Source organism: Vibrio methylphosphonaticus (genome assembly GCF_023634655.1).
Taxonomy (GTDB): domain Bacteria; phylum Pseudomonadota; class Gammaproteobacteria; order Enterobacterales; family Vibrionaceae; genus Vibrio; species Vibrio methylphosphonaticus.
Genome location: NZ_JAMKMS010000014.1, coordinates 40,223 through 55,198, shown reverse-complemented (window position 1 = coordinate 55,198; position 14,976 = coordinate 40,223). Strand labels below are relative to the sequence as shown.

Sequence of the window (14,976 nt, the reverse complement as noted above, 5' to 3'; positions counted from 1 at the left end):
AACTCATGCGGCAGACTCCGTGTAATGCTGGAACATATTCACGATATTCTCGGGCGTCAATACCTTATCACGCGGTCCAGAATGAACGATTCGACGATTCACAATATGCACTTCAGGATCGGCCATTCGCTCCACGGCTTTTACATCATGATGCACCGCTAAGATTGTCACACCTTTCGCCGTTAAGTCATGCAGTAAACTCTCAATATAGCGGACACCCTGTTCGTCCATACCGGTCGTGGGTTCATCTAAAACCAAGAGTTGTGGATCGTCTAGCAGCGCTTGGGCAAACAACACTCTTTGCTGCTCACCCCCAGACAGCTGCCCCATTCGTCTATCATGACGTTCCGCCATTCCAACACGAGCAAGCTGCGCCATTGCCCGCTGTTTTTGTTTGCGGTTTTGGCGCCAAAAAAGGGGATGACGCGTCTGATTAAGAAGGATGAAATCCATAACCGTCAACGGTAAGCTAGCTTCAAAATTCGCTTTTTGGGGTACATAGCCGATTGCTGGCTCAGTATCTCCCCAATGAAGTTCAATACTGCCGTCAAACGGTGTCAAACCAAGAACCGAGCGCAATAGAGATGTTTTTCCCCCACCGTTAGGCCCCATTAATACATGACACTTACCCGCAGCAAACGTATGTTCAATATTAGTAAGTATGGTATTTGGCCCATAAATAAGCTGCAAATTCGATATTTTAATTGCCGGCCCCATTACGATTCCTCACCAGAATAGAATTTAATCGCTTCGACTAGCGTGTCTAAATTTTGTTTGGTTTCATTCAGTACTTTGTCTTTTTCAAATGAGCCGTGCGTCATATGAGAAAAATAAAATAACTTAACACCCGTTTCGCGCTCAATGGTCTCGACAAAACGATTCGGCATGTTCAGTTCGTAGAACAAGATATTCACATTGGATGATTTGATTTTTTTAATGGTCTCTTGCAACTGGCTCGCACTGGGCTCTACCCCGTGAGCCGGTTCGATCACAGCATCAACGACAATTCCAAACTCTTGAAGTAAATAGTTGTAGGCGTTGTGCGTTGTCGCGACTTTCATTCCTTGTGTAGAAATGTCTGTTGTCGCCATCATTGCTTGTTGCTTAATTCGCCTAAACTGCATGGCCGCTGTGCGCGCATTTTGACGATACGCTCTAGCATTATCGGGGTCGATTTTTCCTAATTCATCTGCGATGGTATATAACTTCTGGATCGTCGTGGTAATACCGATAAAGGTATGAGGATTCACTGCATCCTCGCCTACACTCGCCCCCATCGCCGGTAAAAGTGGCACTGAATAATTAGCATTGATCACAGTAAGATCGGTGCGATTCGCTGATCGTAATACTTCTAACGCAAAGTCATCGTGACCGATACCGTTGATAACAATCGCGTCCATTTTCGCCAGACGCTTTAAATCTTCCGGCTGAGCCTGATAGTTATGCGCATTAAAGCCGTGGTCAACAAGAGGTAGCACATCAGCATGCTCACCTACGACGGTTTTAACATAGCTGTAGTAAGGATGTAGCGTGGTGCCAACCACCAATTTTTTAGCGGGTACAGTATTCTCTGCGTGTACAAAAGTTGACAATAACATCGACAATGCGAATGTAATAGATAACAAGAATTTCACGAATACTCCTAATGTTAATGCGACTGGCGATCAATTTTAACGAACACAATTTGCTTCCAATCATTGCCGATGAGTGATGGTGTCGAGTAACTTTCGAGCGGCGTGTTCGTTGCATTGATCCATACTTCAGCGTCATCATTTCTCAGATCCAGCAAAATTTTCTTCACATCAAAATCTTGTTGAGCGACGGCTGAATACACACCGTTTTGAGAATCTGTCCAGGTTAACTGACCAAGATTCTCCCAGTTTTTGTCTTTTATAAACGGCGCAAGATAAAGAGTCTCTAATTCAGTAATCGAAGGCCACTTTTGCGCTGTAGCGTTTTTGTCGTCTTCATTGCTGTTTTTATCGTCTTCATTGTTATAGTCGAGCTGAATATCATGTATTTCTTGGTGAGCAAGTTGCAGCTGAGCCAGTAGATTTAGCATCTTACTAGACACTTCGTTACTTCCAACCTGATGTGACGCCAATTCACTACGTTCGGTATGGACTTGATTAAACGGTAAAGCAAAGAACCCAAATAGGAACAATACAACAACACCGACCAGCAAGAACTTACCTTCTTGTGAGCCATTGTCAGGCTTAACCAATTGCACCTTCATCGCACTTCCTTAACATCTTCCACGTCGACTTCAACCGCGTATTCGTGACCCGAATCAAACACAACAAAAAAGTCATCCGTTGGTGTTTGGAATGTCACCAATGACTCACTATTGGTGACTTCACGGGCCAATAAGGTTTCATCGTAGTCGTACAACTCTATGTCATAATTCGGTGCGCCAGTACCATCGGTCCAACCGGCTTGGCATACTAATGCTTCCCCCTCGTTCGAGAGCCAACACTCCATCATTCCATAATGAGCCTGCGCCAATGCAGGCAACATACTGAGTAACAATACCGCGAGTTTCATCTTAGTCTTCTCATCATTCACACCGGTGGCTTAATCGAGTTGAGCTTCAAAAGATAAGCGGTACATTGTGCCTTCTTTGTCAGCCAAAGCATTATTCTCTAGCTCAACTGTATGGAAGGTTGCCAACAAATAGCGACCAGCTTCATTCGGGGTAAACGTGACTTTCCCTTCGCTATCAGACGTCAATTTAATTTCTTGCTGTGATTCTCTGTACAACGTACCATCTTGAGTCACCGTTGCTTCGACACCTGCTTGCGGCTTACCATCGTACAGAAACTGGAACGTGACCGGTGACTGCTCAACAATATCTGCTGGATGCGTGATCGGCTGCATTGCAAAGCCTTTATTGGGTGCCGTCACCTTTGTTGGCGCCATCACTGTGATATACGTTTCGGCGATTTTACTAATTTTTATCGTAGAGATATCTCGCGCTTTCTCCGGTAATTGAGCAATTTCCGCCTTATTAATACGAGCTCGGCGTTCAGCATCACGTTTACCTGATTTATACGTCGTCATATAGAACGGTTTAGGCTGTTGAATGACTTTATGTGTGCCCTGTTCAACGAAGAAAAAATCGAATACAGAACGACGCTTTCCTTTTAATACCGCATCAGGGCGCTCTTTTTTACCACTTGGTGTTAACACATACGCTTCTAGGGCGCCTGCTGGTTTATCGACTGCGAATGTGGTGTGACTGGCGGTCACGTCAAACGCTATCCAGTCACCTTCCTGCTTAGAAACCGTAAAATGAGAAGGCAAAATCCATAGTGGATGTGCATTAGCCGTTAGCGATGGCACGACTAGCGCCGCAGCAAGAAGACAAACTTTTGCTAGTTTCATTATTTTTCCCTATTTGTATGTAATAGTAATTTGCTGAACCTCAGATTTACCTGAGGTTTCAATGACAAAATTTTCTTGGGTTAGATCGATGGGCTGACGAATGAGGTCACGACCACCATGCTCTCGAACCACTTCGATATATAACGTGTACTGGCTCAGGGCTATCGGCTCACCCAGATCCGATGAACCATCCCAAACAATACTGTATGTTCCTGGTGCGCGAGTTGCAGACGTATAACCATCAATGTGGTCGATGTTATAACGCCCAAAGTTACGCCACCATTTACGAATGTCTTTTAGCCATTCGGTTTGACGACCTGTCCAAACGGCAATATTTTTCACGACGGTACGTTCATCATCTTCTAGCCAAACGGCAACATACGGTCTGGCATAAGCCGCCACTTCTAACGAAGGAATCGTGAGCTCAATTTCAAACTTTTTGGATTCAGGAAACGTATTTTCCGAAGCCTGCACAAACGGGCTTAAAATAACGCATAAGAAAATCAAGAGTGTTTTAGACATATAGGGTCCATTTTTAAAAACTAAATAAATAACAGAGGACAGTCACTACCGTTCCTACTGCGGTCCATTTCATTGCCGTTAGTAACGTTTTTTTCTTTGGCAGAAGTAAAATTCCGCCTGTAATTGTAAATAAGATCATTATGACGCTGACAAAATCAATAAACGCATCCCAGCTTGGCCCCGTATTTCTGCCTTTATGTAAATCATTTAGCCAAGCGACCAAACCATAATCTGTTGTGGATACTTCAGCCTGTTTGGTAAGTACATCGACGAACACCACAGCGTTGTAACCGGGGGACTTAAAATCCAGTTCAACCTCGCCTTCTAGTAATTGACCGTCCTCAATATCAACATAGATAGACAGCTCGGAAGGTATCCCTTTTATTGCGGAGTGCTGCTTTAACACCTCCACAAGTTCATCACGATTAGGTCGATAGCCGTTTTCTGCTGAGAACAGCGTCTCAGGTAATGAAATGACATACTCAACCACTTCAGATTTCGCAACATATAGGTGAGGCCGATTAAGCGTTAGACCGGTGAACGCAAAAAAAAGCAAGGCTAACAACAGCATCATTGAACTATAAATATGAATTTTTCTGGACCAATTTTGAACGATTTTACCTTTTAACACATTGCCGCCAACACTAATGATAATAATTTGTATCTTCATTTGAAAGCGAAGACTATCAAAGGATTTTTGTAAAAACAACTAAAAGCGAACAACCAAGTTACAAATAAGTTCTTATCTTACATAGCTTTACAATTTAACTTTATTCCACCCCCCTCAACGCCCTACCCGCAGTAGAAAAAAACATCAGTAACTCAAAAATAACGTGATACAGCTCACACAAACATACAGATGACATTGTTAATGATAAGTATTATCAATATCGTCCGCATCAAATGGTGTTTATAGTATGTAAATAAACAACAAAAATAATAAATTCATGTTACGAAAAGGATAAGTCATGAACTTCTCTCTCACGGCAGTTAGCAGTGCTGTATTAATCGCATTAGTTTCAGCGCAAGCTCAGGCAAACACTCAAACTGAGTCTGAAAAACAAGTAGATGAAACCCTGACGGTTCACGCTCAAAGTTTTGATGATTACAAAGTTGATAGTGCAACGGGTGCGATGCGCTCTGACGCAACCATGCTTGACACCCCTCAGTCTGTAAGCGTCATTCCTGAAATTATTCTCGATGAACAACTTGCTACAACGTTAGGGGAAGCGTTACAAAATGACGCCAGTATTAATGCGGGATCAAAAAAGTGGAACCGTGAAGTATTCTATTCACGAGGGTTTGAGCTAAATACCGGAACCAGCTACTTGCGTAACGGACAAACACAGTGGTCCCACTACATGCTACCTATTGAGACGATGGAGCGTATTGAAATAATCAAAGGCCCTTCTAGCCTCCTATACGGTCAAACGACTCCAGGTGGTTTGATCAACATGGTTTCAAAGCGACCGACGCACAAACCGATGGTAAATATCGGTACTGATTTCGATGATTTGGGCAGCAGCCGCATCCATATTGATGCATCTGGAGCGCTTAACGAATCTGGTAGTATCCGTGGCCGCACAGTGTTGGTTAAACAAGATACGATTGAATCACGTAAGTACGCTAACGGCGACAACCGTGAACGCGATCGCTTCTTAGGTTATGGCATCATCGAAGCAGACCTATCCGACTGGGGCTTAGCTTCATTCCATTATGAGCGAACTCAAGATAAGGCCAATATCGATTCAGGCGCTTGGCTTGATAGTGAAGGGAACCCTGTCGGTGGAAAAGATGCGATCCACGACATGTCTTGGGCCTATACCGATATTACCGTTGATAATATCGGTGGTGACGTTGAGGTTTATTTAGGAACTGATTGGACGGTTAAAGCGGCTTACAACCACCAACTCTATAAACGCCAACGTCATGATTCATCACCGAGACCAACCTCTGATACCATTAACGACGGTAGCTACGAAATCAAACCCTTTGACCGACTCGACGATTGGCAACTGCGTACATTCAGCCTAGACCTCAACGGTGACGTTAAACTCGGTAATATTGAACACAAACTATTATTTGGGACAAACGGTCGCTTGTACGACTATGAACAATATCGTGAATCAGGAACAACGACGCCTGTTGTTCCTGGTACTGAAGAGCGAGATCCTGGTCTGGATTATCGTAGAGATAGCACCGCTTACAATTCGGACAACCAATTCTACGGATTCTATGCGCAAGACCTAATGACAATTAACGACCATTGGCAAGTGCTTATTGGTGGTCGTTATGATCTATATTATGCAGACAATGGTGACGTAAGTGGTGGTAACGATAGCCAAGCGTTTTCACCAAAAGTTGGGGTGATTTTCCATCCTGCCTACAACGGTAGTATTTACGCGAATTATTCGGAGAGTTTTGAACCGACTAGCAGCCAAGATGACGGCAATGGCAACATGTTAAGTTTTGACCCTGCAACAGCGAAACAATATGAAGTTGGGACGAAATGGGAGTTACTCGATAATAGCTTATTATTGACCGGTGCCGTATTTGACATCACTAAAAACAACATTTTGCTTAACCTTGGCAGCAGCGCAACTCCGGTATGGGATCAAGGAGCAAGCCAACATCACAAAGGTGCGGAAGCAACCGCGCAAGGTCAAGTGTCACAAAACTGGTTTGTTATGGCTTCAGGTATGTACCTAGATGCGGAATACGAAAATCACGCGACGCTCAACGGAAAGACGCCAGCAAACGTACCAGAATGGACGGGGTCTGCGTGGACACGATATGCCGTGACAGAAGCAACCGCACTAAACATTGGTTTATTCTATCAGGGTGAACGTTGGGCTGATAACAACAACACCTTGAAACTTGATGGCTATACTCGTATTGATACAGGTGCATCACATAAAGTGAAAAGCGGTGCTACAACATGGGACTTCCGATTCAATATCGAGAACCTATTTGATACAGAATATATTGCCGGAACGGGCGGTTCTTCAAGCGAAGGGCTGTACACCGATGTTCACTACGGTAATGAACGTCGTCTAAAGTTATCTGTTAACGCAACGTTCTAATCTACAAACTCTATATTGAGTAAATTCATCGCCCTGTCTTCCTGATAGGGCGATTTTCGTCGTTATCAATATAAGAAAATCATCAAGGCGTGGGTGATCCCGTACTACGATTTAAAAATGAAAAGCTTGTCATTATGAAGCATTCATTATTTATTCTTAGTGATACGGTATTTGTTATGAGTTATTTATTATGAACTATTTTTTATGATCAACGTTTTATAAGCGGTTGCTTATAAGCCACTATTTATGACGTGTTCCTTCAAATGTGTGTTATTGGGGGTTAACTATGATTAGTGAAGCGCTTGCTGTATAGTCTGTCGTTTTTTCAAGGAAGTCTTTCATGGAAATGCTCATTGTTTCATCTGAACAACAAAAGCGCTTGATTATGATCTTTAGTCGTACGACGGCAAAAATGTCCGATAAAGCCGTGCTCAACGATCTCGACGCTCACAAGATTAACTCTTCGGTTTATGCCGCATTTAAAACTGCACGAGATTTGCGTGTCGAGCGCATTCAATTTATCACGGGTAATGATAAAGCCAACTCCCTCGATGGCGGGGACTTTCTCTATCGATATTTGTCAAAAGGCTATATTTGTTTGGGTAATTACACGGGGCAACCTAAGCCTGATCTGACACCCTGGGGTGTTCGCTCAGTACGCATGCAACCAAAAATTGGTTTTGGACTTTAACCTAATCCTTGATGGTAGGCGAGTTGCCTAACGATCACGTGCTATACGATAAGTGCGATCAATTACGACTTATCAATTACCATCCTAGATTACGCGTTATACGTAGCACGTACTAAGTAACCAGACCCTTGTATCTTGATTGTTATACCCCTACTCGCTATTGAAGCCTTCATGGTATAACTAATCAAGAAACAGGTAACATTTAAGAAACCGCGACCATTAACCGAATAAACGCTGCCAAATACTTGGGTTACGTCGGTCATGGTACTCTACACGTAAGCTGTCCACTTCACGTAATGTCTGCTTAGCCGCCTCTAAGTCACCTTGTTGTAAATCTTTGTCCACCTGCTCCAACGCCGATGACAGTTTATTGAAACCTTCTTGGTAAAGTTCCGTTTTTTCAGGTGGATAATCACCTTGCTTGCTGTCTGCAATGAGCGTATCTAGTGTCTCGACTGGTGTTTTCATTTCGTCAATAGACTGCGCTTCAGCGGCTTGTTTGAATGCTAGCTTCATTGCTTGCATGTTTTTCTTAAGGTCAACGCCTTCTGTAGCAAAAGCGGTCGAGCTAACCGCAAGCATGAGTGCAAAGGCACCTGCTTTTATTGTTGTGTTCATATGAGATTCCTTTTGAAAAGAAGTGACGTTATATGTCGCAATCGACTCTTGATACGACAAAAAAAGATCACTTACGAGCGACATTGTACTGAACTCTATAGGCAATCTACGACAATAATTGTTTCTAAACGTAATATTTTTATTCACAACAATATCACTAATCTATCCTGAGCTAACTCAATGCTAACGACACTAAATAACCCATTTGTGTGCGTTGTGATATTACTCAAGCGCTGCGAACGCTTCTATTGGTGCTCTACCGCGACGTTGTAAAAAACGCAGAAACTGACTGGTACTATGAGTAATAATTTTCTCCGCCGGCATCGCCACCTCTTCCAACAGTTTACTGGTGAACTCAAATTGACCTATCGTGTCACAAAAGTGTGAATCACTGCCCGTTGTAATATATCCCCCAGCCTTTTTGACGGCTCTCGCAATGTCATAGCAACGCTCTACGCTGCCCACTCGGCTGTGTCCCTTCAAGGTGGAATTATTAATTTCAATGGCAACATGATGTTGCGCTGCGCATCGAGCTACGGCGTCGAAATCAAAATCAAAATTAGGATTCCCAAGGTGCCCTAGTGCATCAATGTTGCCACTCTCGATGACATTAATTAACGCTTGTGTGTGGACATCTTTGGTCGCGGGTCTAAAAACGGGCTCATGAAAGCTGCCAATAATCCAATCCAATGATGCATAAGAGCTTGGATGAATATCTATCTCGCCCTGTTCATTCAAGATATTGGCTTCTACGCCACGAATAATCGCCACATCGAACAAGAAGCGTGGTAATACACGTTGATTAGAAAAAAACCAATAATGAGGCGCGCCCGGCATTGAATCCGCATGGTCGGTGGTACACAGTATTTTTAACCCTGCCTGACTCGCAGCTTGGGCATTTTCCATGATAGTACTGTAGGCGTGTCCACTCGCGTAAGTATGCGTGTGAGTATCAACAACAAATTGCATTTCTGCTCTCCTAGCTTTCAAAGACGCTATTTAGTGACACTATTGAGTAACAAAATTAGCGCCACCAAGTTAGTGTTTGGGAAATGTTTCTGCTTGTTCAATAAAAGCTAGCGATGAGGCTACCTTTCATTCACTGTCGCTTAGCTTCTTCAACCTATCAAAGAAATATTAAAAGAAATCGATCCCACCGCGACCACTATTTGGATCTTTGCTTTTTGACTTATCCACAGATGGTGTTTCTGCTGCTTTAGGCTTAGTGTTTTTGCTACTTTTATCTTTCTTTTTAGCAGAAGCGCTTAAGTTCGAGCTCGGGTTCTTAGCCGGATCTTTCTTCGACGTCCGATCTTTCTTAGACGATGAGTTTTTCTTAGCATCTCGTTTGGTCTGCTGGTTTTTTTTCGACTCTTTTGATGAGGATTTAGAGCCTGATGCTTTCTTTGTCTCTTTCTCATCGTTGTTTTTTGTGGTTTCTAATGGTGGCTGATCGCACACCACCACGTAGTACTCTTGGTTGAATTCAAAAAAATCACCATCATACATTTTACGACGCTTTCTTGTTTCTAATTCGCCGTTAACCGCCACATAACCTTCCGCGATAAAGTGCTTAGCTTCGCCACCACCACCGACTAAGTTTGCCACTTTAAACAACTTGTAAAGCTCTATTGGGTGACTGGAGACCTCAATACCGAGCGCCTCTATTTCTATCGCATCTTCTTCGTAGCTTTCGTCAAAGTGTTCGTCATTCATATCGCGGTTACTCAAAATAAGTGTCTTTGTATCATTGTCGGGCATTGTACTGGTTTGCGCCCATTCTATCTAATAAAAAGCCCCGTAAAACGGGGCTTTTCTTTTTCATGTCGTTACTAGAGCTCGATTCTTAGCTGTTTAAGCTGTATCTCACTACCAAACTAGGTTCTCAGTATCAGCAGAGACAATTTTTTGCAGCGGTGGATTACCATCATGCGTCCATATTTCTAGCAAGAATTCGTCCACATGTTCTGCAGAGGAGAAATCGATATTGCCTTTTCCCGATTGCAGTGACACTGAAGCAATACGACTATCATAAACTGGCAGCGCTTCGCCAGAGCTCTGAATCGTAAAGTCAGTGTAAACCGACACTAATGCTCGTCCCGAAACTTCCCCGCTTGCATCGACAGAGAGTGCATATTCCTCCACTGGGTTGTAATCCAACTCATCTGGAATAGATAAATCAGCCATTGTCCGCGATGCTGCTGTTGGTGTTGTCGCCGGGGTTTGAATGGGTGCAGGTGTGGGCGTACCGCCACCTGTTGAATCACCGCCACCACCTCCGCCGCCGCAAGCTGTCACCATTCCTAATGTCGTAATAAATAATATAGTGTTTTTCATAACAGCCTCCTAAGGTACGTAGCATTTGCCCGGCGTTGCATATTGAGATTCAAACCAATTTTTCGCTTGGTCACCTGCCGATTCGGCATAAGTTGCAAATTGTGGGTAGGCAACAACAAGGTCGGTTCTTTCGATTGGCCACTCCCATTCATCGTTTATCATTAGTGCCCACGGTAGATTACCTGACGTTTTGTAATAAACTCCGCTATTCGAGTCACTGACATCCACACCTAAGCCTGCAAACAGCTGTGCATTAAATTGCTCTGTGGGTTCATAGTTGGGTAAGTGTACTTCCCACGCTCTTCCAGGTTGGAAGTATCCTTCCCCGTGATAGTAACCAGGGGTGGCAAAGATAAACGGGTCATATGGCATACTCATTAGCGACGAAGTATCCGAACCGTCAAGGAAGTTGACGTGTAGAGTAAAGTTGAGCTGCACGTCCTCTTGTTGAGCACAAGATGCCAACGTTCGGTGATAGTCACACCCTTCGACTTTATAGACGGATGTATCTTCACTAATCACAAAAATGGCTTCATTGGAGATGTCTTCAAGGCCACTGCTTTCACGTTGACTGCCATTATGAATTTGGCGAGTGGTGGTAGCATCAATGTCACTACGATTAACCCCCTTCAAGCGCAAAGCAAACCCATTGTGATACGACGCACCTACCGCACCTAAGTAACCATCGATCTTAGATTTAACAACAGCGCCATCACGCAATATTTCAGTGATTCGATATCTAACCACCACATCATTCATGTCGTAATCCGCGGTGTATGGCCAGTTGTCTTCATACGCTACCGTCGTATAGCCTGTTGCATTAGGATAATAACGAACGGAGATCCCTTCACCTGTGACGGTCAACGAATGATCTTCAACCTCTCCCGATGTAGAACCACCTGAGTAGCTCAAACCCGTTTGTTGGCTAAATCTGAATCGGCTCCATGTTGACCCTATTTCTGCGTCTACAGCCGCTGTTAAAATAAGATCATTATTCCCAGATTCAAGCAGTTGATCGGTGAATACTTGCTCGCCATCATCTGCAAAGTCCCCATCTTGGTTCCAGTCAATCCATGCAGAAAGGTAACCACTCGTTGAAGCATTCACTCTTACGATACTGTCTAATCCAGGCTCGACTGAAGTAACAAAGCCCACCCCATTTTCATCGTCGATGCCTACTTCGTCATCCGCCAACCCAGAACTTAGACCATCTTGGTCACCATCAGGCGCATCTGAACCCATCCACGTAACGCCATCCAGTTCGTGTCTCGGACCATTGTCTGCAAGCTTGGTCGAATAACTGATTGGCGCGTCACCAAAGTCAATGTTTGAGTCTTCATCGATGACCGGCGCATTAGCACAGCGCGCGCCGTCATTTTGATTTGATGAAGGACCGTCAGCGAATTTAACTGCAGGCACCACGCCAGCAGCAATATTCGCTGCATTACCTGGAGAAAGATCGATTCGATATATTTGTCCATCTTGATTACGAGCGACATAGTAATAGCCGTCCACATCGAAATAACCCGCACCAAAGGTACCTAACTCTCCTGTGTCACCAATATACGTTTCTTGCCCGGTAGCTGGGTCGAATGAATACAAGCCTCCGGTATTATTATCAATACCATAGAGACTTCCATCACTCGGATGAAAAGCAAAATCAGTAAGGTTAACTACCGCTCGCGTGCTCACTTGGTTGACAACTAACGTCGCGTTAGCGTCAGCGGCGAGCGGGGAGACATCGATGGTAAAAAGCCCTTTTCCTTTGCGGTATAGGTAGTACACATCTTCATATACGTCGCCTACGTAGAACGTGTGGCTCGTCGGCAGGCCCGTTGTCGATACTGTTTCTGCGATAAAGTCTTCACCGAGTCTAACAATTTGCTTGTTCGAGGTGTCATAGCCGTAGATGTAACGACCATTGAAATCAAACCCTACCCCATTAATGTTGGCGTTTAGTCCCGTATCTCCTTGCAGAAGGGCTGTTGAGCCGGTGACAAGATTGACCCCATAAACCTGTACTGGGTTAGCTTGGAACAAGTAGGCTTTACTTGGACACGTTTCAAAAGGAGCGGCATGGGCACTTGTGGCCGTCGCTATCGCCAGTGCTACCCCAAGTTTTACTATGGATGTTAGTTGAGTGTGCTGTTTTGGATTTTGCATTATCTAGTCCCTTGATTGACGCAGATTACTTACATCAATACAAGGTTCGCGCCAAATTCAAATTACATACAAAATCAGCAGCTTACATAAAAATCAGGTGTTAACTTTCAATTTGAGAATCAATTTGAAGAAATTGGTGGCCTGTGCCGATTGCTTCTGGATTTTTTATCGATAAAAGGCCGTTTGATCATCGTACACATCACATTTGCGCCAATGATTAACGATAAACCGAAAATTTGAGGGTGTGTAAACACCACATCAAAGAAAGCAAACTGCCAGACGGCAGTAAAAATAAGATTGGTATAAATTAACGGGGCGATTTGAGAGTTAGTTGCCGCTAATTGATAGGCTTTGTAACGACTCGTTTGAGTATTGATAACCATCACCGTCAACAAGGCGAGAAGTGTTAACGTCTCCCAATGGTTTGCGATGTGCCTTGGTGTTGTAAATGCATGCCATGTTTCACTGAGTGCGTCAGGTGAAGTCACAAAAACAATCGGCACTATAGCAACACCTGCGAATAAAAACGTCCACGCATTATTTTCTATCCCGGACATACTGCCTTTTGACGCTCTATGAAGGCTCAATTGCGACCCCGCATTGAACACACCAGCGAGTAACCCCACCAAGACCTCAGGTTTTGCACTAAATCCCGACACATCACCCGCCAGCAAGACAACCCCTATCGAGGTTAATAACAATGACGCTATGGTAATAAAGGACAAACGAATACGGAAAAATACTGTTTCGAACAGCATGATAAACAAAGGTCCCGTACCAAATAATACAACGCTTTCAACCAACGACAGTTTATCGATCGCATAGATAAAGCACAGCTGACAGGCACCAATACTTAATGAACGAATGGCAAGAATTCGACGCATTTCCTTCGGAGGTAATCGAATCGATGTCAACACAAGAAATAGTAGTAACACCACCGCTGGCAAAAGGAAGCGAAGTATCGTTAAGTTACCTGCCGACATATCACTAGCAAGAAACTTCGTTACCACTCCCGTAATCGACAAACTTAACGTGGAGGAAAGCATAAACCCTACCGCTCGGTGATCTGGACTATTTAGCATCGCGTTACTCTCTACAGCGTGATTGACTGATTGTTATTATATTGATCTACACCACAGTAAAATAACGAGTAATTGTGAACTATATTGTTAGAAAAACTTAACTAAGAATATAATGAAAAGCCATATCCCATTAAAATCAATTTATGCCTTTGTTAATGTGGTAGAAACAGGGAGTATGTCACGTGCAGCCGAGCAGCTAAATGTGAGTCATTCTGCAGTAAGTCAAGCTATCAAGACGCTAGAGAGTCAGTTAGGAACCCAGTTATTTCAGCGCATAGGCCGTCACATCACTGTCAACTCTCAAGGTAAAAAGTACTACCAAGACATCGCCCCTGCCATTGCAAAAATCATAGAAGCTAATGAAGCAATACTTAACAAAGGAAGCGATCATAGAATGACCATTAACATGGTTAATTCGCTGGCATTGCATTGGTGGATCCCCAACGTTCCTAGTTTGCAACAAACACTACCTCAGCTGGATATTCGCATATCAAATCGCGTTGGGTCGTTTAGTTTAGAACTAGAAGGGGTAGATATTGCCCTCGTGCATGATTCTATTGATGATTGGCTAGATTACTATTGCGAGAAATTAGCAGACGATGATTTGGTTTTAGTCGCCAGCCCAAGCGCATTGACACAAAAACCAGCACTGTCTGCCACAGAATTGATTACACGCTACCCTGCGATTTCAGTAGTTAACGACAGGCGAAAAAATGATTGGCATATCTGGTGCGAAGCCCACGGGGTTGATACACCAGAGTCTCCAAATAACTTGACCTTCAATGCGTCGGTTCAAGCCATCCACGCCACTATCCGCAACCTTGGCGTGCTAATCACTCACCGCCAATTTGTCAAAGATGATATCGGACATGGTTTGTTGGTTGAAATTGGGGAGCCTATCGCGAATCCTATTCAAGCTTTTTACTTTGTCTGCGCACCTGACAAACTGAAGTCCGATAACGTTGTCGCGCTGCGCCATTGGCTAAGACAGCAGTTTCAGTCTCAGTCTCAGTCTCAGTCTCAGTCTCAGGGCAAGATTAAAGCGTAAACCACTCATAATCAAATACACTGCCGCAGCGCTTATCGTTATGCTGAG

The 14,976-nt window shown here is 43.9% G+C and carries 16 protein-coding genes; 3 read left to right on the top strand and 13 right to left on the bottom strand.

What is annotated here, in order from left to right; genetic code table 11:
* Positions 1 to 3 precede the first annotated feature (3 nt).
* The 7 genes from M9196_RS16190 to M9196_RS16160 are packed head-to-tail and all read right to left on the bottom strand — an operon-like array spanning position 4 to position 4,576.
* Positions 4 to 717, bottom strand: coding sequence for a metal ABC transporter ATP-binding protein (locus M9196_RS16190; protein ID WP_250618559.1), 714 nt, complete (start codon positions 715 to 717; stop codon positions 4 to 6).
* Entirely contained in the window at positions 717 to 1,598 is an 882-nt protein-coding gene (locus M9196_RS16185) for a metal ABC transporter solute-binding protein, Zn/Mn family (protein WP_250618636.1), read from the bottom strand. Before M9196_RS16185 ends, M9196_RS16190 begins: the two co-directional genes overlap by 1 nt.
* A gap of 50 nt (positions 1,599 to 1,648) precedes the next feature.
* The gene (locus M9196_RS16180) at positions 1,649 to 2,236 is read right to left on the bottom strand and encodes a hypothetical protein (protein WP_250618558.1); all 588 of its coding nucleotides are present in this window, start codon (positions 2,234 to 2,236) and stop codon (positions 1,649 to 1,651) included.
* A complete protein-coding gene (locus M9196_RS16175) occupies positions 2,233 to 2,544 on the bottom strand; it encodes a hypothetical protein (protein WP_250618557.1) in 312 nt (103 codons plus the stop codon). The genes M9196_RS16180 and M9196_RS16175 overlap by 4 nt, the downstream gene beginning before the upstream one ends.
* A gap of 30 nt (positions 2,545 to 2,574) precedes the next feature.
* Positions 2,575 to 3,387 carry a DUF4198 domain-containing protein gene (locus M9196_RS16170; protein WP_250618635.1) on the bottom strand — a complete coding sequence of 271 codons (813 nt, stop codon included), beginning with the start codon at positions 3,385 to 3,387 and terminating at the stop codon, positions 2,575 to 2,577.
* A 6-nt stretch (positions 3,388 to 3,393) separates the two neighbouring features.
* On the bottom strand, positions 3,394 to 3,906 hold the full coding sequence (locus M9196_RS16165; RefSeq protein WP_250618556.1) for a DUF2271 domain-containing protein: 513 nt from the start codon (positions 3,904 to 3,906) through the stop codon (positions 3,394 to 3,396).
* A 13-nt stretch (positions 3,907 to 3,919) separates the two neighbouring features.
* The gene (locus tag M9196_RS16160) at positions 3,920 to 4,576 is read right to left on the bottom strand and encodes a PepSY-associated TM helix domain-containing protein (RefSeq protein ID WP_250618555.1); all 657 of its coding nucleotides are present in this window, start codon (positions 4,574 to 4,576) and stop codon (positions 3,920 to 3,922) included.
* A gap of 298 nt (positions 4,577 to 4,874) precedes the next feature.
* Between M9196_RS16160 and M9196_RS16155 the strand changes: the two genes are divergently transcribed.
* Positions 4,875 to 6,989, top strand: a complete 2,115-nt coding sequence (locus M9196_RS16155) for a TonB-dependent siderophore receptor (RefSeq protein ID WP_250618554.1) — start codon at positions 4,875 to 4,877, stop codon at positions 6,987 to 6,989.
* A gap of 340 nt (positions 6,990 to 7,329) precedes the next feature.
* Complete coding sequence (locus M9196_RS16150) at positions 7,330 to 7,680, top strand: hypothetical protein (RefSeq protein WP_250618553.1); 351 nt, start codon at positions 7,330 to 7,332, stop codon at positions 7,678 to 7,680.
* A 219-nt stretch (positions 7,681 to 7,899) separates the two neighbouring features.
* Here M9196_RS16150 and M9196_RS16145 read toward each other — a convergent pair whose 3' ends face one another.
* The 6 genes from M9196_RS16145 to M9196_RS16120 all read right to left on the bottom strand — a co-directional run bounded on the left by M9196_RS16145 (position 7,900) and on the right by M9196_RS16120 (position 13,880).
* Positions 7,900 to 8,298, bottom strand: coding sequence for a cytochrome b562 (locus tag M9196_RS16145; RefSeq protein WP_406707692.1), 399 nt, complete (start codon positions 8,296 to 8,298; stop codon positions 7,900 to 7,902).
* A gap of 222 nt (positions 8,299 to 8,520) precedes the next feature.
* Positions 8,521 to 9,267 (bottom strand): phosphatase, encoded by a 747-nt coding sequence (locus M9196_RS16140; protein WP_250618552.1) that lies wholly within the window; start codon positions 9,265 to 9,267, stop codon positions 8,521 to 8,523.
* Positions 9,268 to 9,435: 168 nt separating this feature from the next.
* Entirely contained in the window at positions 9,436 to 10,014 is a 579-nt protein-coding gene (locus M9196_RS16135; protein WP_250618633.1) for an RNA-binding S4 domain-containing protein, read from the bottom strand.
* 153 nt (positions 10,015 to 10,167) lie between these two features.
* Complete coding sequence (locus M9196_RS16130) at positions 10,168 to 10,635, bottom strand: hypothetical protein (RefSeq protein ID WP_250618551.1); 468 nt, start codon at positions 10,633 to 10,635, stop codon at positions 10,168 to 10,170.
* Positions 10,636 to 10,644: 9 nt separating this feature from the next.
* The gene (locus M9196_RS16125; protein ID WP_250618550.1) at positions 10,645 to 12,798 is read right to left on the bottom strand and encodes an LruC domain-containing protein; all 2,154 of its coding nucleotides are present in this window, start codon (positions 12,796 to 12,798) and stop codon (positions 10,645 to 10,647) included.
* A 119-nt stretch (positions 12,799 to 12,917) separates the two neighbouring features.
* Positions 12,918 to 13,880, bottom strand: a complete 963-nt coding sequence (locus M9196_RS16120) for a DMT family transporter (RefSeq protein WP_250618549.1) — start codon at positions 13,878 to 13,880, stop codon at positions 12,918 to 12,920.
* A 112-nt stretch (positions 13,881 to 13,992) separates the two neighbouring features.
* On the opposite strand from M9196_RS16120, the gene M9196_RS16115 reads away from it, so the two are divergent.
* A complete protein-coding gene (locus tag M9196_RS16115; RefSeq protein WP_250618548.1) occupies positions 13,993 to 14,928 on the top strand; it encodes a LysR substrate-binding domain-containing protein in 936 nt (311 codons plus the stop codon).
* Positions 14,929 to 14,976 lie beyond the last annotated feature (48 nt).